19 protein-coding genes are annotated in these 21566 nt (G+C 67.2%); 8 read left to right on the top strand and 11 right to left on the bottom strand.

Translation table 11 applies throughout. The annotated features are described in order from the left end of the window. Window positions 1–41 precede the first annotated feature (41 nt). The 4 genes from ABE472_RS09500 to ABE472_RS09485 form a co-directional block, all read right to left on the bottom strand. Window positions 42–986: a DegV family protein gene (locus tag ABE472_RS09500; RefSeq protein WP_313219619.1), complete on the bottom strand. Its 945-nt coding sequence runs from the start codon at window positions 984–986 to the stop codon at window positions 42–44. A gap of 89 nt (window positions 987–1075) precedes the next feature. After that, window positions 1076–1708, bottom strand: a complete 633-nt coding sequence (locus ABE472_RS09495; RefSeq protein WP_346466084.1) for a DsbA family protein — start codon at window positions 1706–1708, stop codon at window positions 1076–1078. Window positions 1709–1781: 73 nt separating this feature from the next. Next, window positions 1782–3044, bottom strand: coding sequence for an amidohydrolase family protein (locus ABE472_RS09490; RefSeq protein WP_346466083.1), 1263 nt, complete (start codon window positions 3042–3044; stop codon window positions 1782–1784). Between the two features lie 14 nt (window positions 3045–3058). Continuing rightward, entirely contained in the window at window positions 3059–4465 is a 1407-nt protein-coding gene (locus tag ABE472_RS09485) for an amidohydrolase (RefSeq protein WP_070425916.1), read from the bottom strand. A 253-nt stretch (window positions 4466–4718) separates the two neighbouring features. On the opposite strand from ABE472_RS09485, the gene ABE472_RS09480 reads away from it, so the two are divergent. The 4 genes from ABE472_RS09480 to ABE472_RS09465 all read left to right on the top strand — a co-directional run bounded on the left by ABE472_RS09480 (window position 4719) and on the right by ABE472_RS09465 (window position 10275). Further along, complete coding sequence (locus ABE472_RS09480) at window positions 4719–8303, top strand: autotransporter domain-containing protein (RefSeq protein ID WP_346466069.1); 3585 nt, start codon at window positions 4719–4721, stop codon at window positions 8301–8303. Between the two features lie 160 nt (window positions 8304–8463). Next, window positions 8464–8838 carry a hypothetical protein gene (locus tag ABE472_RS09475; protein ID WP_313219621.1) on the top strand — a complete coding sequence of 125 codons (375 nt, stop codon included), beginning with the start codon at window positions 8464–8466 and terminating at the stop codon, window positions 8836–8838. A 68-nt stretch (window positions 8839–8906) separates the two neighbouring features. Next, a complete protein-coding gene (locus ABE472_RS09470) occupies window positions 8907–9683 on the top strand; it encodes an AMP nucleosidase (protein WP_088432404.1) in 777 nt (258 codons plus the stop codon). Between the two features lie 52 nt (window positions 9684–9735). After that, entirely contained in the window at window positions 9736–10275 is a 540-nt protein-coding gene (locus tag ABE472_RS09465) for a DUF924 family protein (protein ID WP_346466068.1), read from the top strand. Between the two features lie 82 nt (window positions 10276–10357). Here the strand turns inward: ABE472_RS09465 and grxD are convergent, their stop codons facing one another. Continuing rightward, window positions 10358–11284 (bottom strand): Grx4 family monothiol glutaredoxin, encoded by a 927-nt coding sequence (grxD, locus tag ABE472_RS09460; protein ID WP_121039705.1) that lies wholly within the window; start codon window positions 11282–11284, stop codon window positions 10358–10360. Window positions 11285–11342: 58 nt separating this feature from the next. Between grxD and ABE472_RS09455 the strand changes: the two genes are divergently transcribed. Beyond that, a complete protein-coding gene (locus ABE472_RS09455; protein WP_313219622.1) occupies window positions 11343–12119 on the top strand; it encodes a polysaccharide deacetylase family protein in 777 nt (258 codons plus the stop codon). 32 nt (window positions 12120–12151) lie between these two features. Here ABE472_RS09455 and ABE472_RS09450 read toward each other — a convergent pair whose 3' ends face one another. The 5 genes from ABE472_RS09450 to ABE472_RS09430 form a co-directional block, all read right to left on the bottom strand. Beyond that, on the bottom strand, window positions 12152–12475 hold the full coding sequence (locus ABE472_RS09450) for a hypothetical protein (protein ID WP_313209129.1): 324 nt from the start codon (window positions 12473–12475) through the stop codon (window positions 12152–12154). A 34-nt stretch (window positions 12476–12509) separates the two neighbouring features. Continuing rightward, the gene (locus ABE472_RS09445) at window positions 12510–12875 is read right to left on the bottom strand and encodes a hypothetical protein (protein ID WP_313219624.1); all 366 of its coding nucleotides are present in this window, start codon (window positions 12873–12875) and stop codon (window positions 12510–12512) included. Window positions 12876–12943: 68 nt separating this feature from the next. After that, window positions 12944–13627: a class I SAM-dependent methyltransferase gene (locus ABE472_RS09440; protein ID WP_346466082.1), complete on the bottom strand. Its 684-nt coding sequence runs from the start codon at window positions 13625–13627 to the stop codon at window positions 12944–12946. 17 nt (window positions 13628–13644) lie between these two features. Beyond that, the gene (locus tag ABE472_RS09435; RefSeq protein ID WP_346466067.1) at window positions 13645–14265 is read right to left on the bottom strand and encodes a GDSL-type esterase/lipase family protein; all 621 of its coding nucleotides are present in this window, start codon (window positions 14263–14265) and stop codon (window positions 13645–13647) included. After that, window positions 14265–15539: a pyridoxal phosphate-dependent aminotransferase gene (locus ABE472_RS09430; RefSeq protein WP_313209132.1), complete on the bottom strand. Its 1275-nt coding sequence runs from the start codon at window positions 15537–15539 to the stop codon at window positions 14265–14267. The genes ABE472_RS09435 and ABE472_RS09430 overlap by 1 nt, the downstream gene beginning before the upstream one ends. A 175-nt stretch (window positions 15540–15714) precedes the next feature. Between ABE472_RS09430 and rsgA the strand changes: the two genes are divergently transcribed. The 3 genes from rsgA (at window position 15715) to ABE472_RS09415 (ending at window position 20569) form a co-directional block, all read left to right on the top strand. Next, complete coding sequence (gene rsgA, locus ABE472_RS09425; RefSeq protein WP_265308967.1) at window positions 15715–16821, top strand: ribosome small subunit-dependent GTPase A; 1107 nt, start codon at window positions 15715–15717, stop codon at window positions 16819–16821. A 19-nt stretch (window positions 16822–16840) separates the two neighbouring features. Beyond that, on the top strand, window positions 16841–18094 hold the full coding sequence (locus ABE472_RS09420) for a flavohemoglobin expression-modulating QEGLA motif protein (RefSeq protein WP_259259171.1): 1254 nt from the start codon (window positions 16841–16843) through the stop codon (window positions 18092–18094). Between the two features lie 177 nt (window positions 18095–18271). Beyond that, entirely contained in the window at window positions 18272–20569 is a 2298-nt protein-coding gene (locus ABE472_RS09415) for a TonB-dependent receptor (RefSeq protein ID WP_346466066.1), read from the top strand. A gap of 243 nt (window positions 20570–20812) precedes the next feature. Here the strand turns inward: ABE472_RS09415 and phbB are convergent, their stop codons facing one another. Continuing rightward, entirely contained in the window at window positions 20813–21553 is a 741-nt protein-coding gene (phbB, locus tag ABE472_RS09410; RefSeq protein ID WP_346466065.1) for an acetoacetyl-CoA reductase, read from the bottom strand. Between the last annotated feature and the right edge of the window lie 13 nt (window positions 21554–21566).

The following is a 21566-nucleotide window of genomic DNA, read 5'->3' as shown; positions in this document are numbered from 1 at the left end:
CCCGGATCGTGGCATGGCCGCGGCGATGCTGACCAGTGCGGTCAGCCGTTGAAGGTGTGGGGGCCGTCGGCAAACCCGATCGTTACCGCGCCCTTGCCCACGTTGACCATGCCGGTCAGGCTCATCACCGCCTCGAACACATCCACGCCATGCGCCTGGCAGGTCTCACGCAACATGGCGTAGCCGGGCAGGGCCTGCAGGTCGGCCAGCTCGCCGCCGTAGCTGATGCACACGGTTGGCGTCATCAGGCCGCCCTTGACCCGCTGGCCGACGAAATCGAACAGCTTCTTCACCGCATTGTCGAAGCCCTTGATCTTGGCCACCGGCCCGGTCTCGCCGCGGTAGCCATGCAGCACCGGCTTGATGTCCAGCGCGCTGCCCAGCGCGGCGCTGATCAGGCCCACGCTGCGGTCGCCCTTATGGCGTGCACGGGCGCGCATGTAGTACAGATCGCGGGTGATCATGTAGCCGTGCACGTTGTTGGCCAGCAGCTCCAGCCGCTCGCGGATCTGCTGCACGCTCGCGCCACTGTCGCGCAGGCGCACCGCTTCCACCGCGGTCACGCCCTGTGCGGCGAACAGGTTCTGGGTATCGAGCACGCGCAGCGCGAACGGCGAGTTGAAGCCCGCTGCCTGCCGCACCGGCTTGTAATCATTGAGGATCGCGAAACTGGCCTGCATCGCGTTGTCGTGGATCGGGCTGCGGGTCTTGGTGATCGTCATGCAGAACACATGGTCGTAATCGATCACCAGCTTGCCCAGGAACAGGTCCCGGATCTGGTTGACGCTGAACGGAATGGTTTCCGCCTCGGCGCCGTGCTCGGCCACATGGGCATGCAGAAAGCTCAGTGTTGCCTGTTCGTCGCGATGGTCGGCCAGCACGGCCTCGCCAATGCGGACGGTGATCGGCAGCAGCACGATGTTGTGTTGTTCAATGAAATCCTGCGGCAGATCGCACGCAGAGTCGACCACGATTCCGATGCGCATCCTGTGCCCCTCCGGCAGGTTGTAGGTTCGGAAACGTGAACGCTATCTCAAAACGGCTCGCCTTGCCTGACCGGGGAGCCGGCCCGGGCTCAGCGGCTGCGTTCCACCGCCACCGGCAGATCCTTGATCCGGGCCCACTCTCCCTGCTCAAGCAGGCGCGGGTCGGCCAGCACCGCCTGCATCAGCGGGTGGGCGTCGTTGCCCCAGAACAGCGCGTTGCCGATCGCCAGCGTCGGGACGCCGAACACGCCGGCCGCCAAAGCCGCATCCGTGTTGCAGCGTAGCGCTTCCTTGACCGACGGCTCACTGATCGCCGCAGCGACATCGGCAACGCCCAGCATCGCGCCGGGCAGGGCGAGCGCGGCGGCACTGTCGCCGGCGTGGCCATCGCGCCAGATCCAGTTGAACAGGATCTCGACCGCCTCGTGGCTGGCACCGGCGGCCAGGCACAGACGCATCGCCGCCAGCGGGTTGAACGGATGGCCCGGCGGAAAGCGCAGCGTCACCCCGGCACTGCGCGCCTGCCACAGTGCCTGCCGATAGGTGAAAAGCCGCTTGGCCGGAATCTCGGCCGGGCCGAGGTTGCCCAGGTGGTGCAGCACCGCGCCGAAGGCGATCGGCACCGGCACAATGCTCTTGAACTGCGGCAGGGCCTTGAGCTGCTGCCAGTGCAGGTAGGCGAACGGTGAGACGAAATCGAAATACCAGCGCAGGGCCATGATCGGATGCTCACGTTGCGGGACGGCAGTGCCGCCGAACGCAGGGCCGCCGCAGGCAGCGGCCCTGTGCAGGGACTCAGCGCGAGTATGCGCGCGGTTCGCTCGACGCCGGCGCCTGGTAGCGGTCGCGCAGCTCGGTCTGGCGCGACCGCATCGGCATCGCGCGACCGCCCAGCCAGACCTGCTCGGCGTAATGCCCGACATCCAGCGGATCGCCTTCCCACAGCACCAGATCGGCCAGCTTGCCCGGCTCGATGGTGCCAAGCCGGTCGCCGACGCCCAGCGCCTGGGCCGGCACCCGGGTCAGGCCCGCCAGGCCATCATCCCAGGGCAACCCGTTGGCGACGGCATTGCCGGCCAGCTGGCGCATCTTGCGCGCGTTGTGCGAGGCATCGTCGCGCTGGGCGAAGCTGACCGGCACGCCGGCCGCCTTCAGGCGCGCGGCGTTCTGCAGGGTCGCGCCGAGCTGATCGAAGCTGCTCGGCAGGTTGCCCAGCCCATCCACGAACACCGGCACGCCGGCCTGGGCCAGCTGCGGGGCCAGGCGCCACGCCTCGGCACCGCCGGCGATGGCGATCTTGACCTTCTCACGGGCGGCCCAGCGCAGCAGCTGGCGGATATCGGCCGCGCGGTCGACCTGCACCACGATCCGGCCCTGGCCGGCGAGGTAGCGCCCCAGCGTGGCGCGCCCGGCCGGTGTCAGCAGCGCATGCGGAGAGTCCGCCGGCACGCGCCCACGTGCCTCGCTGACCATCTGTTCCAGCAGCATCCACTGGGCGGCACGCGAGGTGCCGGTCAGCTCCGCACCGGACGCGCCGAGGCGGATGAACAGCGCCTGCGGGCCGACCGCGTCAGCGCTGCCGTCCAGCCGCATCACGCCGCCCTGGCCGGCGATGAAGCCGCCGCCGGTGTTCGCCCCGAGCAGCGTGAAGCCGATGCCATCCAGCCGCGCGACCGGGATCAGCACCGAATCCGGATTGAAGGCCAGGGTGACATCGAATTCCGGACGCAGCGGCTGGTCGTCCAGTTTCAGCGTGCTGTCCACCGTGGCTGACTCGCCGGAGACTTCTTCGATGCCGATATCGGTGATGCCGCCGAACAGCGCCGGGGTCAGTGGCTTGCCCGCCGCCTCGACCACGGCCACGCCGGCCGGCGCCGACAGGCCCGGACCGACGGCGCGGATCACGCCGCCCTGGACCAGCACGTCGCTGTGCTCCAGGCTGCCGCGCGCGGCGGCGGTATGCACGGTGGCATTGCGGATCAGCAGATCCTGCGCGAACACGGATGTCGCCATGCAGGTACCCGCAAGCAACAGCAGTGCGCGTGGCAGCAGGCGCATCGGGACGCGGCGGCTCATGGGCGTGCCTCCTGGCCGAGCATGAAGTCCGACAGCGGCTGCCGCCTCACGTCCTGGCGGTCATAGACCTGGTGGCCATCCACGTAGACTTTCTCGGCCAGCGCATAGGAGCTGAAAGGACTGCCGTTCCACACCACCACATCGCCCATCTTGCCGGCCTCCAGGCTGCCGGTCTGCGTCTCCACGCCGAGCGAGCGCGCTGCGTTGGAGGTCAGCCACATCATGGCCCGCTCCGGGGCGATCTCGATGCCGGCACGACGTGCGTTGGCGATCACCTTGGCCGCCTCCTGGTTCAAGCGCTGGATGCCCTCGGGCGAATCGGAGTGCACGATCGCGCAGCTGTTGGCGGGGCGGTCGACCAGGGCGATGTTCTCCTGGATGCCATCGAAGGCTTCCATCTTGAAGCCCCACCAGTCGGCCCACAGCGCACCGCACACGCCTTCCTCGGCGAGCCGGTCGGCCAGCTTGTAGGCCTCCACCGCATGATGGAAGGCGGCGATCTTGAAGCCGAACTCCTTGGAGAGATCCAGCATCGTGGCCATCTCATCGGCGCGGTAGCAGTGGATGTGCACGCGGATGTCGCCCTGGATGGCGCCGGCCAGCGTATCCAGCTTGAGATCGCGCTTGCCGCCACTGTCGCCGGCACTGTCGCCCTTGTCGTCACCGCTGAACCAGCGCTTCTTTTTCGGCTGTTTCGGGGTGTTCTTGGCGATGTATTCGCTGGCATCGATGAAGGCCGCGCGGTAACCGGCGACATTGCCCATGCGCGTGCCCGGCGCCGTGCCCTTGCCGCCGTAGACGCGCTTGGGGTTCTCGCCACAGGCCATCTTCAGGCCCCACGGTGCGCCGGGGAACTTCATCGACTGATAGGTCGTCGCGGGTACGTTCTTCAGGGTCACCCCGCGGCCGCCGACCAGGTTGGCCGAGCCGGGCAGCACCTGCATCGAGGTCACGCCGCCGGCCAGTGCCGCAGCAAAGCCGGGATCCTGCGGCCACACCGAGTGCTCGGCCCAGACATTGGCGGTGACCGGTGCGGTCATCTCGTTGCCGTCGCTGTGCGCACTCACGCCCGGGCTGGGATACACGCCCAGGTGTGAGTGCACATCGATGATGCCAGGGGTCACCCACTTGCCCTGGCCATCGACACGCACCGCATCGGCGGGGGCTGTGAGGCCGGTACCCACCGCCGCGATGCGGCCGTCGCGCAGCAGCACATCGGCGTTGTCCAGGCGCACGCCGGTGCCGGTGAGCACGGTGGCATTGCTGATCAACACCGGGGCCGAGGCGATCGGCGCATAGGTACTGGGGTAGGGATCCTGGAGGAAGCGCGACGCGGCGGGCGCCGGCGCGGACACGATCGACATCAACGCCAGGCCAACGCCGACGCTCAACAACTTCTGCATGGTTCTCCCCAAGCCGCATGGACACAATTCTTCGACGCTATCCGGGACGCGGGTCGTTTGCCAAGTGACCTTCTGCATAGTTTTAGCAAATGAGACCTAGCACTGATATGAGAAACAATTGTGAACTTTTCATGAATTTTTCGGGTAGGCTCAAAGCGGCGGCGAGGACCGATGCGCGCCCGTCGCAAGAGAGTCGCAGTGCATCCAGTTCCAGATTCCAACACTCGAACCAGATCAAGGAAGTTCTCAGTACATGACCGTGAATTCACTGTCCCGCGCGACGTTCCGTCGCCCTTCGCCGTCCCTGCTGGCCTCGGCCATCATCGGCACCCTGCTTGCCGCCAGCGCCGTTCCGGCGCTGGCCACTCCTACCAGCGATGCCCTGCAGCGTTATCAGCAGCAGCGCGCCGAGCAGTCCGCCGCATTCGGCCGTGATCTGCAGAGCGTCCGGCTGGCGGCGGCGTTTGCCGCGCCCACCGCCTCCATTGGCCAGGCCGGTTACCTCACCAGCCCGCGCGTCAGCGCCGAGGCGGCCAACCCCATCCTCGGCAAGCCGGGTGATGTGGAAAGCTGGCACAGCGATGAGTTCAATGCCGACTGGGGTCTGGCCGCGATGGGGGCTGATTACGCGTATGCGCGCGGCCTTACCGGTCAGGGTGTGCGCCTGGGCGTGTTCGATTCGGGCTCTGCCCTTGCCCACGACGAATTCGCCGGACGCAACACGTCCAGCATCTCCATCGGCAACGGCGGCTGCGCCGACCCGAGCATCGTGGCGGGCGAAGGTGCCTGCGGCAGCACCCGGGGCGACCAGCCCGGGTATAACTACTACGGTCTGGGGCCGGGTGTGCCGCCTGCGCTTGCTGATCGCCTGATCGCGGCAGGCCAGCCGTACGGCTTCAGCTACGCCGACCATGGCACGCACGTGTTGGGCACCGTCGGCGCCAACCGCGATGGCAACGGGATGCATGGCGTGGCCTTTGGCGCCAACCTGACCGCTGCCCGCGTCTTTGGCGACACGTATTACGAGTGGCGCCTGGATCCTGACAACTTCTACCGGCCGCGCGCGTTGTATCGCACGGATCCGGACGATGCCGCCACACTGGACATGTATGCCCAGGCAGACGCGCAGGGCGTGCGCGCGCTCAATCACAGCTGGGGCATCTCGACCCGCCATGCCACGGTGGAGAGCCTGGATGCGCAGTACGCTGCGATCGGCGCGGACTACGGCGTCTACGGCAGCATCTATGGTGAAACGGAGGGTGCACCGGGTTCCAAGCTGATCCAGGTGTGGTCGGCAGGCAACTCTGCTGGCGGCATGGCTGGCATCACGGCGGCATTGCCGCGCTGGAACCCGGAGATCGAGCCGTACTGGCTGGCCGTCGCGAATGTCCGTCTCCCCACCGCAGGTGAGACGGACTACGTCATTGATGCCAGTTCCAGCATCTGTGGTGCTTCGGCCAACTGGTGCCTGTCCGCACCGGGCACCAACATCGCCAGCACGATCGTGGCCGGCGAGATCAACGGTCGCATGGAGCTGACCGAGGATTACCTGCGTTTTCTCATCGAAAGCGAAAGCCCTGAGTACACCTACGGCTACAAGACCGGCACATCGATGGCGGCACCGCACATCACCGGTGCGCTCGGTCTGCTGATGGAGCGCTTCCCGTACCTCGACAACGCACAGGTGCGCGATGTGTTGTTGACCACGGCACGCGACCTGGGCGCGCCCGGCGTCGATGCGATCTACGGCTGGGGCATGGTCGATCTGAAGACCGCCATCGAAGGCTACGGCCTGCTGCGCGTGGACACCGACGTGGTCATGAACCAGAAAGCCGGTGGCCTGAAGGTGTGGGAAGGCGATGCGTGGGACGACTGGACCAATGACATCGGCGGCCCGGGCAAGCTGACCAAGTCCGGTATCGGCTGGCTGCGTCTGAGCGGCGACAACAGCTTCAACGGCGCCATCGTGCGCGACGGCGTGCTGGAACTGGACGGTGCGAATGCACTGACCGCTTCGGTCGATGTACAGGGCGGCCAGTTCCTGCTCAACGGCAGCCTGGTGTCCACCACGCTCAACAGCCTGGGGGGAAGCAGCGTGATCTCCACCACGGGCGTGCTCGAGGGTTCGGCGCTCAACGTGACCGGCGGTTCGGTCACGTTCAACGGTCTGCAGCAGGCGGGCGACACCAGCGTCGGCAGCGGCGGCAGCTTCGTGCTCAATGGCCGGCTGCTCGACAGCTCGCTGACCTCGTCGGGTGCCACCCGCGTCAATGCCGGTGCCCTGCTGGACGGCTCGGACCTGTTCGTCACCGCCGGCACCGTGTCCTTCAACGGCGTGCAGCAGGATGGCGCGACGGTGGTCGGTGCCAAGGGCACCTTGAAGGGCGTCGGCACGCTGGGCAGCACCCGCGTGGAAGGCATCATCGCCCCGGGCAACTCGATCGGCACGCTGACCATCAACGGCGACTACGTGCAGACCGCCACCGGCATCTACCAGGCCGAGCTGGCCCCGGGCAGCCGCAGCGATCTGCTGCGCGTCACCGGTACGGCCACGCTGGATGGCACCCTGAAGGCACTGCCGGAAGCCGGCGTGTACTACCTTGGTGAGCAGTTCAACTTCCTGCAGGCCGCCGGTGGCATCAACGGTCAGTTCGCCACGACCGACTTCTCGGCCTTCTCGCCGTTCCTGAAGTTCAGCCTGGGCTACAGCGCCAATGGGCTGCGCATCGACGTCGCCCGCGGCAACGCGCTGGCCAGCGCTGCGGTCACGCCGAACCAGATCGCCGTGGCCACCAGCGCCGATGGCCTGGCCATCAACCAGGGCCTGCCCAAGCCGCTGACCCAGCTGTTCCCGGCCCAGGTCGGTGCGGCACTGGACGCGCTGAGTGGTGAACTCCACGCCGCCACGCCGATGGCGCTGGTGGAAAGCAGCCGTTACCTGCGTGATGCGGCGCTGAGCCGTGCCGTGGGTGTGCGTTCGCCGGGGGCCGCGGATGAGGCGGCCGGTGGCGGCGCGTGGGTGCAGGCGATCGGTGGCAGCGGCAAGCTCGACGGCGATGCCAATGCCGCGCGCACCGATTCCAACAGCAATGGTCTGCTGGTCGGTGCCGATCATGTGTTCGGCGGCGGTTGGCAGGTCGGTGGGCTGGTTGGTACCGGCCGGACCGACATCAAGCAGGCCGCGGCTCGCGGCGCCCGGTCGGAGATCGACAACACCCACTTCGGTGCCTACGTGGGCAATCAGTGGGGGGCGTTCGGTCTGCGCGCCGGTCTGGGTTATTCCCGCCATGACGTGGACAGCAAGCGTCAGCTGACGTTTGCCGGCTACCAGGACGCGCTGTCGGCCACGTACGACGCCACCACCCGCCAGGGCTTCATCGAGGGCGCATACCGCTTCGGTGGTCGCGAAGGTGGCCTGGAGCCGTACCTGCAGTTCGCGCGCGTTGAGGTGGACGTGGACGGCATCACCGAGCAGGGCGGTGCTGCGGCACTGCACGGCCAGGTCGCCGACACCCGCACCAACGTGGCGACCGCCGGTGTTCGGTTCGACAAGGGCCTGAAGACCTCGTGGCAGCAGGAAAGCTGGCTGCACGTGCGCGGTGGCGTCGGTTACCGCCGTGCCTCCGGCGACCGCAGCCAGGTCGCCGATCTGGCCTGGACCGGCGGCAGCAGCTTCGCGGTCAGCGGTGCGGCGATTGCCGACAACGCCGTGGTCGCCGAGCTGGGCCTGTCGGCCTGGTTGAGCCCGCGCAACCAGCTGGAGCTGGGCTACAACGGCACCTTCGGTGACGACGCCCGCGACCGCAGCGTCACCGCGCGCTGGTCCGTGCAGTTCTGATCCAGCGGTACTGGTAAACGGGAAAAGGCGGCCATTGGCCGCCTTTTTCTTGCCTGCGGCCGTGAGGTCGCGATCGCCACTTGCGCCGTGATCATCCAGCGTGGGAGGGTCAGACAGGCGGGGGCCGTCCGTGCCACTCTGCATTCACAAGGAAGTGTCGATGAACGTTACCGAAGGCTTCGATCGCAAGCACGCCACGCATTACCACCGGTTGCTTGTCCTGCTGGCGTTCGCGTCCGGCCTCATGCTGGTGGCTGGATTCTTCGAGCAGTCGCCCAGCGCGCTGCCCAAAGAAGCGCGCATCCTCCTCGCAGCACTCTCCCTGCTGACGGCCACCGCCAGCTACCTGGTGATCAAACAGATCCAGTACGCCTTTCCGTTTGTCGGCATATCGTCCATCGCCTTTGCCGCCTCGCTCTGGGCGTTCGGTGCGCCAACGGCCCTCGTCCTGCTGCTGGCCATACCGGCTGCCCTCCTTTCGCTGGTCTCCCTTGTCCTCAAGGGCAGGGCCGATGGGATCGACCACCGGGAGTAAGCGGCCACGCTCGACGCCGCGCGGCCGGTCTCGCAGAATTGTCGCCTGTCGTTTGTCGGAACAGCCCCATGAAAACCAAACAGGACATCGTCGAAAACTGGCTGCCGCGTTACACCGGCGTGCCGTTGGAGCAGTTTGGCCAGCACATCCTGCTGACCAACTTCGGTGGCTACCTGCACACCTTTTCCCAGCTGACCGGTGCCCCCATCCAAGGCGCGGACCGGCCGATGGCCAGCGTCACCAGCGACGACATCACCCTGATCAACTTCGGCATGGGCAGCCCGAACGCGGCCATCATCATGGACCTGCTGTCGGCGGTGATGCCCAAGGCGGTGCTGTTCCTGGGCAAGTGCGGTGGGCTCAAGCGCAAGAACCAGCTGGGGGATCTGATCCTGCCGATCGCCGCGATCCGCGGCGAGGGCACCTCCAGCGACTACCTGCCGCCGGAAGTCCCGGCCCTGCCGGCTTTTGCCCTGCAGCGCGCGGTCTCGACCATGGTCCGCGACCTCGGCCACGACTACTGGACCGGCACCGTCTACACCACCAACCGCCGGGTCTGGGAGCACGACGAGGCCTTCAAGGAAAAGCTGCGGGTGATGCGCTGCATGGCCATCGACATGGAGACGGCGACCCTGTTCGCGGCCGGTTTTGCGAACCACATCCCGATCGGGGCCTTGCTGTTGGTGTCCGACCAGCCGATGATTCCCGACGGCGTGAAGACCGAGGTCTCCGACGCCAAGGTCAGCTCACAGTTCGTCGAGAACCATATCCAGATCGGTATCGAGGCGCTTAAGCTGATACGGCGCAACGGCAAGTCGGTCCGCCACCTGCGTTTTGACGAGTAACGGCAATGGAACGGATGGACGTCTTGGGGCGTGCCATCCACAGGGGTAGTGAATGGACGTGGCGGCACAAGTAGTGGAGTTCTGGCGCGACGCCGGACCGCAGCAGTGGTTCGCGCGCGATGACGCGTTCGATGCGCGGTTTCGCCAGCAATTCCAGGAAGAACATTTTGCCGCCGCCCGCCGCGCGCGCGAGCATTGGTTGAGCAGCGCAGAAGGCGCGCTGGCGCTGATGATCCTGCTCGACCAGTTCCCGCGCAATTGCTTCCGCGATACGGCGCACGCCTACGCCACCGATGGCCTGGCGCGGCATTACGCCATGCGTGCGGTGGAGGAGGGCCTGGATCTGCAACTGGTGCCCAAACTGCGGGCCTTCATCTACCTCCCGTTCGAGCACTCCGAGGATCCGCAGGACCAGGAGCGTTCGGTGGCGATGTTCGATGCGCTGGGCGACAAGGAATACCTGCAGTTCGCCGAACTGCACCGCGACATCATCCGCCGCTTCGGGCGCTTCCCGCACCGCAATGCGGTGCTGGGGAGGATGCCGACGCCGGAAGAGCTGGATTATCTGGCCGAGGGTGGGTTTGCGGGTTGACCGGTGGAAGGACGCCACCGGCGCCACGAACAAAAAAACGCCGGCAATGCCGGCGTTTTTCTTACCCGCAACGTGCTGAAGATCAGTACTTCGGCACGCCGTTGTCCACCTCGTTCGACCAGGCGTCGATACCGCCGGTGATGTTGGACACCTTGGTGAAGCCCAGGGCACGGAACTGCTCGGCGGCCTGCGCGCTGCGGCCACCGTGGTGGCACAGGAAGGCCAGCGCGGTGTCCTTGGGCAGGGCTTCCAGGCGGGCGCGGTTGTCACCGTCGAAGGTTTCGAACGGGGCGTTGATCGCCGCGATCGCACGCTCGTCGGCCGGACGCACGTCGACCACGGTGATGCTGCCGGCGCGGAGCTGATCATCAGCGTCGCGCACGCTCAGTTCCTGAACGGCCTTGGGCGCGTTCGGGTTGTCGATCGCCAGGCCCTTGCCGCGGATGTCGTCCACCCAGTCGATGGTGATGCCTTCGGCGCGGCGGGCGCTGGCCAGATCGAACTGCACGCGCAGGCCGTTGGACTCGGCGGCGATCGCGTTGTCGTCGTGCGGGGCGAGCTGGAAGTTCGGCTGGAAGCGCGCGTCGATGCCCAGCTGCAGCGAGGCACCCGGGGAATCGGCCAGCGCGCCACGCAGCATTTCCACGGCGGCCGGGGTCACGGTGATGCGCGGCGGGGTGCGGTCGGGGGCGGCAAGGCCGAGCACACTGCTCAGCTCACCGTTGCCGGCCATCTGCAGGATGATGTCGCTGCCACCGATCAGCTCGCCGTCGATGTACAGCTGCGGAATGGTCGGCCACTCGCCATAGGCTTTGATGCCTTCGCGGATGTCGGCGTCGGCGAGCACGTTGACGTGGTCGAACTCCACCCCGAGGTCCTGCAGGGCGCCGACGGCTTTGGCCGAGAAACCGCACTGCGGCATGCTCGGCTGACCCTTCATGAACAGCACGACGCGGTTGGCGTTGAGAATGGATTCGATGCGCGAGCGCAGGGCGGGATCAAGGGACATGACGGTCAGGGTCCGGATATGCGAACCGCCTATTCTACGCGGCATGGCATCATGGGGCATGACCGTACCGGAAACGTTGTATCGCATTCCCCGCCGCCCCTGGCGCTGGCTGCCGTGGCTGGTGCTGTCGCAGCTGCTGGTGGTGCTGGTCTGGGCCGCCTGGGGCTGGCGCTACGGCCTGCCGCTGATGGTGGCCACGCATGCCCTGTTCATGGTGCCGGTCTTCCTCCCCAACAGCCGCTTCTACGCCCCCGTGCTCAGCCGCCTGCCCGGGGATGCCCGCAAGGTCTGGCTGACCATCGATGATGGCCCGTCGGCGGAAACCCCGGCGGTGCTCGATCTGCTGGACCGCTACGAGGCCAGGGCGACCTTTTTCCTGGTTGGTGAACGCGCGCAGGCGCAGCCGGACCTGGTCCGCGCGATGCTGGCCCGGGGGCACAGCCTGGGCAACCACAGCCACCGCCACCCGCAGACGCGTTTCTGGCGGCTGGGGCGACAGGCCATGGCCGCGGAGATCGCGCAATGCCAGCAGGCCCTCACCGCGATCGCCGGCACGCCACCGCGCTGGTACCGCTCGGTGGTCGGGATGACCAATCCATTCGTGGCCCCCGCGTTGAAGCAGTGGCAGCTGACCCGGGTGGGCTGGAGCGCGCGCGGTTTCGACGGGGTGGAGTGCACGCCCGATCAGGTGGTCGAACGGATCACCCGTGATCTGGCGCCGGGCAGCATCGTGCTGCTGCACGAGGGCGCCGCACATGGCCACAACCTGGCCATCATCGAGGCGGTGCTGCAGGCGGTGCAGGCACGTGGCCTGCACGCCGGGCTGCCGGACTGAGGCCGAGGGCTACGCCGGCGGGAGTGCGGGGATCAGCTCAGGGAGCCGATGATCATCAGCAGCACCACACCGAGGATGCTGCCGATCGAGATCACCAGGCCGAGGATCGCGAACACGCGGCGGCGGTCTGCCTGCACTGCACCGGCAACGCCCAGGCCAAAGGCCACCAGCTGCATCAGGGCCGTGCACATCAAGCCGAGGCCGACCAGGATCGCCGACATCGAGGTCTCCTCCATGCCGCCGGGCGTGGTGGTCTCGATGATGCCGGCGATGACGATCAGGCCCAGCATCAACACGGCACCGCACAGGGCGGTAATGAACGCGGCAATACCCATGCCGGAATGAGGGGTGTGCATCAGGGCTCCTTGTCGATGCGGTGAAACGGAGGAATCAGGGGGCGAGGGGCTGCGCGGCCGCGGCGTCTGTTGGCGGATGCGAGGCGTGCCACTGGTCGCGGATCCAACCGCCAAGCGACAGCTGTGCGATCAGCAGACCCAGCGTCACCAGCAGCGCGATGATGCCGAACAGGCGGCGCCGGCGCGGCTGCAGCACGCTGCCCAGGCCGAGCAGCAGGGCCAGGATGGCCAGGCCGACACTGCTGCCGAGCAGCGCCGCCAGCGACCACGGCAGCTCGCGCATGGCCGCGTGTTCGGGCGCATGCGCGTAATGCATGCTCAGCAGCAGCATCACCAGGCCACAGGCGCTGACGATCAGCGCGGCGATGCCAAGCGCGGAATGTCGGGTCTGTCGGGGCATGGGCGGCTCCTTGCCGGAAGGGGGGCGGGAGTATGCGCGTGTGCGGCCCGCGGCGCGAGCCACGGCGACTACGCAGCGAGCGGACGATCGCCGACGATCAGCCAGTTGTTGAACGGGGTATTGCCGTACAGCGGTGTCATCCGCAGCTGCAGCCCGGCGGTTTCCAACGGAGTGCGCAGGCTCCCGGCATCGGGATAGTGGCGTGGACGCGTGCCCATCCAGCCCACCAGGTGCGCGAGCATGTCGGTGATCCGCGTGGTCCGGTCGCGGCCACTGTGGTCAGCCAACGTGGTGCGGATCACCAGCCGCGCCCCGGGTGCCACGCGCGCGGCGGCATCGTGCAGCAGTTGAGTCTGCGCGGGCGCGGGCAGGTACTGCAGCACGTCGAGCAACGCGACGTTGCCGAGGTGGGCGGGCAGGGCCGCGCTGGCGTCCATGCAGGTGAACCGTGCATCCGGCAGCGCGGCCCGGGCACCGGCCTGCTCGGCGCGGGCGACCTTGCCAGCGTCGATGTCCACACCGTGATACGCAAGTGCACTGCCCTGCTGGCGCAGCACGTGGGCCAGCAGCCCCAGGCCGCAGCCGATATCCAGCAACGGCGCCACAGGCGCATCGTTCAACGCCGCGAGCACGCCGGGATACAGCGGATCACTGCCGAGCTTGCCGCGGCTGTAGTAATAATCGCGGCGATTGCCGAACCGCTGCGGCGGCAGGAACGCCGTGGCGATCCGGCGGGCCTGCTCCCTGGCCAGCGGCAGCGTGGCCTCGCTCAGCGGGTCGGCTCCGCCCACAGCACGCGCGTGACTTCGAAGGCGCGCTGGTGCCACAGCGTGTACATCGCGGCGGACGGATGCAGACCATCCTCGGCCAGCATGACGCGCTCGCCGCCCAGCTGGCGGCTCAGGTCGGTGATGTCGACAAAGGCCACGTCATGTTCGGCGCAGATGGCCGCAGCGGCAGCGTTGTAGGCATCCAGTTCCTGCCCGACCTGCACGCGGTCGCGGCCGGATGCCACGGCATAGGGGGTCACGCCCCAGTCCGGGATCGAGAGCACCAGCACGCGCGGTGCACGCTCGCCGGCGAAGGCGAGCGCGCGCTGCAACAGCGCGGTGAAGCGCGGGCGGTACTCGTCCACGCTGCGGCCACGGTATTGATCATTGACCCCGATCAGCAGGCTTACCAGCGCGAACGGAGCCTGCGGTGCGTCGGCATCGATGCCGGCCTCAAGCTCGTCGGTGGTCCAGCCGGTGGTGGCAATGATCGTTGGATCGTCCACGTCCACGCCGATATCGCGCAGGGCGGCGGCCAACTGCGTCGGCCAGCGCCCGGACGGCTCGACGCCTTCGCCGATCGTGTAGGAATCGCCCAGCGCCAGGTACGGCCGGCCCATCAGGCCACCGCGCTGCGCGGCTTGAGCGGGACCACCTTGGTGTTGGCCTCGGCACGGCGTGCCAGGGCGCGGTCGATGCGCGCGAACACATCGCGCATCACCTCCGGCTCGGGCAGCAGGGTCACGCGGAAGTGGTGGCGGTAAGGCACGTTGAAGCTCGAGCCCGGGACCACCAGTACGCCTTCTTCGTTCATCAGTTCCAGCGCGAAATCATGGTCGTCGAAGCTGCGTGCCGCCGCACCGACCACCGCCGGGAACGCGTACAGCGCGCCGGCCGGGGCCACCAGCGACAGATGCTCGCTGGCGTTGCAGGCTTCGATCACCGCGCGGCGGGTTTCATACAGACGGCCACCCGGCGCGCACAGCGGCGAGATGGTGTCCGGCCCGTTGACCGCGGCATCGATGGCGTACTGGCCCGGCACGTTGGCGCACAGGCGCAGCGCGCTGAGCAGGTCCATCGCCGCACGGAACTCGCCCAGCCGCTCGGCCGCGCCGGACAGCATCGCCCAGCCCACGCGCCAGCCGCAGGCGCGATGCACCTTGCTCAAGCCGCTGAAGGTGATGCAAGGGTGCTCGCCGGCCAGCGGCGCGACGGCATGGAACTGCGCGTCGTCATACAGGATCTGGTCGTAGATCTCATCGACCATCAACAGCAGGTTGTGCTTGGCGGCGATGGCCACGATGCGCTCCAGCAGATCGCGCGAGTAGCTGGCGCCGCTGGGATTGTTCGGGTTGATCAGCACGATCGCGCGGGTGCGCGAGGACACCAGCGCCTCGATCTCGACCGGGTCGGGCTGGAAGCCGTTCTCCGGTGCGCAGCGGTAATACACCGGGCGGCCATCGTTGAGGATGGTCGCGGCCGACCACAGCGGGTAATCCGGCGAGGGCACCAGCACTTCGTCGCCCGGGTTGAGCAGGGCGCGCAGCGACAGGTCGATCAGCTCGCTGACGCCATTGCCGATGAACACCCGATCCGGATGCGCATCGGGTGCGCCGCGACGGGCGTAGGCGGCGGCGATGGCTTCGCGCGCCTCCGGCAGGCCCTGCTGGTGGGTGTACGGGTCGGTGCGGCCCATGTCATCGGCGATCGCGCGCTGCAGGTGCTCAGGCGCGCGGAACCCGAAGTTGCCCGGGTTGCCGATGTTGAGCTTGATCAGCTTGCGGCCCTGGGCCTCCAGCTCCCGCGCTCGTCGCGCCAGTTCGCCCCGGATCTCGTAGCGGACTTCGGACAGGCGCTCGCGGGTGGCGAGCGGCTTCAGCGGGGGCGTGGACATGAACGGGCCGTCATTCAGGCATGGAAACCGCATGGTAGCGGAATTGTTGCGTTGCAGGGCAAGCGTTTCCGGCCCAACGCCCAGCCCTGCAAGGCAGTTGCAGATGAAAGGATTTCCACCCGTCCACGCCTGCGCCGCTCCGCCGCGGCAACGCCTGGTCGCCACACCCATTAGAATGGGCACGATGAGCGAACCCACTGATTACCTTGCCCTGCAGACCATTGGCTGGCCCTGGCCGGGCGGCCCGGAGCTGCCGGACTGGCAGGCCCTGTTCGAGCAGTTCCCGCAGGCGCGCCCGGGCCGGGTGATCGAGCAGCATCGCACCGGCTACATCGTCTCCGATGCGCCCGAAGCGGCGATCAAGACCGAATCCCCGCCGGAATGGCAGCGCCCACGCTTCCCCAGCCACGAGCGCGCGGCGGTAGGCGACTGGGTGCTGCTGGAGGGCATCAAGATCGTGGCCCTGCTGCCGCGGCGCACCGCGATCAAGCGCGGCGCGGCCGGCGAGCATTACCACCAGCAGGTGATCGCGGCCAACATCGATACGGTGTTCATCGTCTGCGGGCTGGATGCGGACTTCAATCCGCGCCGGATCGAGCGCTACCTGCTGCTGGTCGGCGGGGGCGGTGCACAGCCGGTGGTGGTGCTGACCAAGGCCGACCAGACCGAGTACAGCCAGGACGCCCTGGACGTGCTGGAAGAACTGGCAGCGCAGAATATTCCGCTGCTGGCGATCAACGGCAAAGACCCGGCCAGCGCCTCGGCCCTGTTGCCGTGGCTCGCCGCTGGCCAGACCGTGGTACTGGTCGGCTCCTCCGGTGCTGGCAAGTCGACCCTGACCAATACGCTGCTCGGCCACGAGCGCATGAAGACCGCCGATGTGCGCGTCAACGACTCGCGCGGCCGCCACACCACCACCCACCGCGCACTGATTCCGCTGCCGGCCGGCGCTTGCCTGATCGACACCCCTGGCATGCGCGAGCTGAAGCCGACCGGTGAAGAGGCCCTGAGCGAAGGCGGCTTCTCCGACGTGGAAGCCCTGTCGGCGCAATGCCGTTTCCGCGACTGCGCCCACCAGCGTGAGCCGGGCTGTGCGATCCGCGCGGCCATCGATGACGGCACGCTGGATGAAGAGCGCCTGCTCAACTACTTCAAGCTGAAAGAAGAAGTGGCTGCCGCCGCGGCCAAGCTGGCCGTGCGCCAGGCGCAGCAGGCCATCGAGCGCAAGCACGTGGGCAAGGGCGCGCAGTGGCGGCCGGGCGGAAAGGGCGGCCGACGATAGCTTTTGCTACTGTCCGTCCATGGACACGCCAATGACCGTGGATCGTGACGTCGCCCACCACACCGCGCTCGATGCCCAACTGGTCGAGGCGGTGGGCGGGATCAAACTGCTGGGGCTGACCAGCTGGCCGGCCGCGCTGCAGGCGCCGTTCCTGGCCAGCGTCGCCCGCGGGCAGCCGGTGCTCCCGCAGGTCGACTACCCCAAGCTCGATTTCACCGATACCCGCCACCGGCTGGCCGCGATCAGCGCGCAATGCGATCCCGACCATCCCATCGGCCTGTACGTGCAGCGCTCGGCGCACAGCTGGGACCAGGCTGCCGGCCTGCTGGAATCGCTGGGCACCGCCGAGGTGGATCGTTACTCGGTGGAACTGTTCGGCGCGCCCGAGCAACCGCTGCCCGGCAACGGCCCCAGCACCCGCGACGCCGCCCGCCACTTCATCCAGATCGCGCAGGAACTGGACCACGAGCTGCTTGCGCCCGAAGAACAGGTGCCGGTCTCGGCCACCGCGCTGCAACTGCAGTTGCAGAGTGATCTGGATGCTTTCTTCGAATCGCGGATCATCAGCGTCCAGCTCGATCCGGACCTGATCTCCAAGGCGGCCGCCGGCCCGAACCGGATCCGCCTGCGCACCAGTGCGCGTTTCAGCGCCTACGACCGTGCGCAGTTGTTCCATCACGAGGCGCTGGTGCATTCCTTGACCGCGCTCAACGGCCGCGAGCAGCCGCACCTGCCCAGCCTGGCGCTGTCCTCGCCGCGGGTCACCGCGACCCAGGAAGGACTGGCGACCTTTGCCGAGCAGATCACCGGCAGCATCGACATCGAGCGCCTCAAGCGCATCAGCCTGCGCACCGAAGCCATTGCCATGGCGCGCGAAGGAGCCGATTTCATCCAGGTGTTCCGCTACTTCTGCGAGGCCGGCCAGAACAACGAAGAGAGCTTCGCCTCCGCCCAGCGCGTGTTCCGCGGCGTGCCCCCGAGCGGTGGCGCGGCCTTCACCAAGGACACGGTGTACCTGCGCGGGCTGGTCTCGGTGCACACCTTCTTCCGCCACATGCTGGCCGAAGACCGCCTGCAGGTCTGCCGCTGGCTGTTTGCCGGCAAGATGTCGCTGACCGATGCGATCGCCTTCGCACCGCTGTTCGAAGAGGGCATCCTGCGCCCGCCGCGCTGGTTGCCGCATTGGGTCAGTCGCGCGAACGGATTGGCCGGCATGCTTGCGTTCTCCTTGTTCGCCAATCGCATCCGCATGGATCAGCTCGCCCCCGAGTAGTGCCGGCCGCTGGCCGGCAAGCTCGCGCGCCTTCCACAGGCACCCAGTGCGTCAATGAGCACTGCATCGCAATTCATCTGCGATGCGCTGAACCGTAAACATCCTTTCATCTTCCGCTCGCATGCTGGTCATGCACCTGCATTGCGCAGGTCATCTTCCCCCATGTAACGGACGACCATGCTTACCCGACCCCTGACGATCGCGGTGGCGCTCGCGCTGTGCGCCGCCCATGCCAACGCCAACGCTGCCGATGTAGACGCCACCGCCGCTGCCAACGTCGCGCTCAGTGCGCAGACCCTGGACACCGTTTCGGTGATCGGCCAGGGCGAGACCCGCCAGGTGCAGCGCATCACGGCCGTGGACAAGGAAGTACTGCCGCCGGGCACCAGCGGCCAGAAGATCCTCGATCGCCTGCCGGGCGTCTCGGTACAGTCCAACGATGCCTTCGGCGCCAACGAAGAATCGCAGACGATCAGCCTGCGCGGCTTCGACAAGAGCCGCCTGGGCTACACGCTGGATGGCATTCCGCTGGGCGACAACAGCTACGGCAACTACAACGGCCTGAGCATCGCCCGTGCGCTGATCGCCGAGAATCTCGCCGGCGCAGAATTGTCGCAGGGCATCGGCTCGCTGGGCGTCGCCTCGACCAGCAACCTCGGCGGCACCATCCAGTACTTCTCGCAGGACCCGTCCACCGAGTTCGGCGGCAAGGCCAGCGTCACCGTCGGCGATGACAACCAGCGCCGCGGCTACCTGCGCGTGGACACCGGCGACATCAATGGCTTCTCGGCTTATGTGTCCGGCGTGCATCAGGATTCGGACATGTGGGCCGAACCGAACCAGAACCAGACCACCCGCCAGTTCAACGCCAAGGCGATCTGGAACGTGGGTGACAACCGCTTCGGTGCCTTCGCTGCCACCTCGCGCGTGAGCCAGGCCAACTACGCCTACCTGTCCAAGAGCATGCTCGCACGTGGCCTCGGCTGGGACTGGAACATCTACGCACCGGACTGGGATCGCGCCGTTGCCGCTGCCTACTGCGCACCGGGCACCTACAACGCGCAGAAGTGTGCGTTCACCGGTGGCGTCAACAGCATCGATGACGCGTACTACCAGAGCCGCGCGCTGCGCGACGACAACCTGTACTCGCTGGATGCCGACCTCGCGCTGGGCGACAGCGCCCGCCTGAAGCTGCTTGGCTACCACCATGAGAACCGTGGCCAGGGCCACTGGTGGGCACCGGGCCAGCCGTCCAACCCCGGCACCCCGGAGATGTTGCCGATCTCCATCCGCAGCACCAACTACACCATCAACCGCCAGGGCATCACCGCCGCGCTGAGCTGGCAGTGGGGCATCCATTCGCTGGAAGCAGGGCTGTGGTATGAGCGCAACGACCACAACGTCGAGCGCAATTTCTACTACATCACCGGTCCGTTCCTGGATGACGGCTACCTCAACCACCCGGACCGCCGCCTGTTCGATCAGGACTTCGACATCCGCACGCGCCAGTTCTACGTGCAGGACCGCATGCGCTTCCTGGACGACCGCCTGACCGTGGATGTGGGCATCAAGAGCCCGAACACCCGCATGACCGCCAACGCGAAGCCGGGCACGGAAGCCAGCTACGCCTCCGGCACGCTGACCGCCAAGGAATCGGTACTGCCGCAGGCCGGCATCGGCTTCAAGCTGAGCCCGAACCAGGAAGTGTTCGCCTCGTACTCGGAGAACATCGCCGCCTTCGTCGGTGGCGGCAGCGGTGGCCCGCTGCAGGTCTCGCCGGAATCCTTCGCGGCCAGCGCCGGGCTGGAGCCGGAAAAGTCCAAGACGCTGGAAGCCGGCTTCCGTACGTTCGGTGAGACGTACCAGGCCTCCCTCGCGGCCTATCACGTGACCTTCGACAACCGCCTGCTCTCGCTCAACCCCTGCACCAGCATCGAAGTCGGCACGCGCCCGGAGTGCATCACGCGCTTCATCAACGTGGGTTCGGTGAAGAGCCGCGGTGCGGAACTGACCTTCATCCTCAAGCCGACGGACGGCCTGCAGTGGTACAACGCGCTCTCGTGGAACAAGACCACCTACGAGGACAATTACACCTCGGGCGGTGCGACCGTGCCGGTGGCCGGCAAGATCACGGTGGACACGCCCGAGCGCATGGCCTCCAGTGAGATCAGCTGGAACCGCGATGGTTTCTTCGCCAGCCTGCGCGCGAAGTACACGGGCAAGCGTTACTACACCTACACCAACGACCAGTCGGTGCCCGGGGTGACGACGTTCGATGCGGGCATGGGCTATTCGTTCGGGCCGGGCATGGGCCTGCGCGATATCAAGGTGTCGCTCAACGCGACCAACCTGACCAACAAGCGCTACGCCGGCCAGCTCAGTTCGTTCGCCCCCACCGATCCGACGGGTACCCGCTATGCGATCCACGCCAGTGCGCCGCGTCAGCTGTTCATGACGGTCGCTGCGGAGTTCTGACCAACGCGGGCACCGCCAACCGTCCGTCGCGGTAGCCACCGACCGTTGGTCGGTGGTGCCGGTAGTGCCGGCCGCTGGCCGGCAACCCCATGGACCCGTCATCGCGAGGCGCCGGCCAGCGGCCGGCACTACCAAGACGACGTCCACACAACGCAAATCAGCCAAAAAAAAGCCGCGATGCCAACCAGCATCGCGGCTGACCTCGTGGGGGAGGCCACGCATCACGTGGGATGCGCAAAACCGTCAGAACATGTGCAGACCACCGTTCACCGCATAATCCGCACCCGTCACATACGCCGCATCGTCCGACGCCAACCACGCACACAGACTCGCCACCTCCTCCGGCTTGCCCAACCGCCGGATCGGCACCGAGCCCGCCAGACGATCCAGCACATCCGGCGGAAAACTGCTGATCGACTGACTCGCGATATACCCCGGCGAAATCGTATTCACCGTCACGCCCCGCGTCGCCACCTCATTGGCCAACGCCCGGCTGAAACCATGCATCGCCGCCTTCGCCGTCGCGAAGTTCACCTGGCCGATCTGGCCCTTGTGCGCACTCACCGAGCCGATGTTCACGATCCGGCCCCAGCCGCGCGTGCTCATGCCATCGATCACCTGCTTGGTGATGTTGAACAGCGCATGCAGGTTCGACCCCATCACCGCATTCCAATCATCCGGGCTCATCTGGCGGAACAGCACATCGCGGCTGCCGCCGGCATTGTTGACCAGCACATCGATCTCGCCGACTTCGGCCTTCACCTTGGCGAACGCGGCCACCGTCGACGCCCAGTCCGCGGCATTGCCTTCCGAGGCGATGAAATCGAAGCCCAGTTCGCGCTGCTCGCGCAGCCAGGCGGCTTTGCGCTGTGAATTCGGGGCGCAGCCGGCGACCACGGTGTGGCCGTTGCGGGCCAGCTTCTGGCAGATGGCAGTGCCGACACTGCCCATGGCGCTGGTGACGTAAGCGATGCGAAGAGTCATGGCGGAAGGCTCC

Source organism: Stenotrophomonas sp. TWI809 (assembly GCF_039673205.1).
Taxonomy (GTDB): domain Bacteria; phylum Pseudomonadota; class Gammaproteobacteria; order Xanthomonadales; family Xanthomonadaceae; genus Stenotrophomonas.
This window is presented reverse-complemented; position numbering and strand designations above follow the sequence as displayed.

What these genes read in the sequence shown, in the direction of transcription:
- grxD (WP_121039705.1), bottom strand. Translation starts at nt 11,284, where the DNA reads ATGTCCCTTGATCCCGCCCTGCGCTCGCGCATCGAATCCATTCTCAAC.
- ABE472_RS09485 (WP_070425916.1), bottom strand. Translation starts at nt 4,465, where the DNA reads ATGCAGAAGTTGTTGAGCGTCGGCGTTGGCCTGGCGTTGATGTCGATC.
- ABE472_RS09490 (WP_346466083.1), bottom strand. Translation starts at nt 3,044, where the DNA reads ATGCGCCTGCTGCCACGCGCACTGCTGTTGCTTGCGGGTACCTGCATG.
- ABE472_RS09445 (WP_313219624.1), bottom strand. Translation starts at nt 12,875, where the DNA reads ATGCCCCGACAGACCCGACATTCCGCGCTTGGCATCGCCGCGCTGATC.
- ABE472_RS09500 (WP_313219619.1), bottom strand. Translation starts at nt 986, where the DNA reads ATGCGCATCGGAATCGTGGTCGACTCTGCGTGCGATCTGCCGCAGGAT.
- ABE472_RS09475 (WP_313219621.1), top strand. Translation starts at nt 8,464, where the DNA reads ATGAACGTTACCGAAGGCTTCGATCGCAAGCACGCCACGCATTACCAC.
- ABE472_RS09470 (WP_088432404.1), top strand. Translation starts at nt 8,907, where the DNA reads ATGAAAACCAAACAGGACATCGTCGAAAACTGGCTGCCGCGTTACACC.
- ABE472_RS09480 (WP_346466069.1), top strand. Translation starts at nt 4,719, where the DNA reads ATGACCGTGAATTCACTGTCCCGCGCGACGTTCCGTCGCCCTTCGCCG.
- ABE472_RS09415 (WP_346466066.1), top strand. Translation starts at nt 18,272, where the DNA reads ATGCTTACCCGACCCCTGACGATCGCGGTGGCGCTCGCGCTGTGCGCC.
- ABE472_RS09450 (WP_313209129.1), bottom strand. Translation starts at nt 12,475, where the DNA reads ATGCACACCCCTCATTCCGGCATGGGTATTGCCGCGTTCATTACCGCC.
- ABE472_RS09420 (WP_259259171.1), top strand. Translation starts at nt 16,841, where the DNA reads ATGGACACGCCAATGACCGTGGATCGTGACGTCGCCCACCACACCGCG.
- ABE472_RS09435 (WP_346466067.1), bottom strand. Translation starts at nt 14,265, where the DNA reads ATGGGCCGGCCGTACCTGGCGCTGGGCGATTCCTACACGATCGGCGAA.
- ABE472_RS09455 (WP_313219622.1), top strand. Translation starts at nt 11,343, where the DNA reads ATGACCGTACCGGAAACGTTGTATCGCATTCCCCGCCGCCCCTGGCGC.
- rsgA (WP_265308967.1), top strand. Translation starts at nt 15,715, where the DNA reads ATGGGCACGATGAGCGAACCCACTGATTACCTTGCCCTGCAGACCATT.
- phbB (WP_346466065.1), bottom strand. Translation starts at nt 21,553, where the DNA reads ATGACTCTTCGCATCGCTTACGTCACCAGCGCCATGGGCAGTGTCGGC.
- ABE472_RS09430 (WP_313209132.1), bottom strand. Translation starts at nt 15,539, where the DNA reads ATGTCCACGCCCCCGCTGAAGCCGCTCGCCACCCGCGAGCGCCTGTCC.
- ABE472_RS09465 (WP_346466068.1), top strand. Translation starts at nt 9,736, where the DNA reads ATGGACGTGGCGGCACAAGTAGTGGAGTTCTGGCGCGACGCCGGACCG.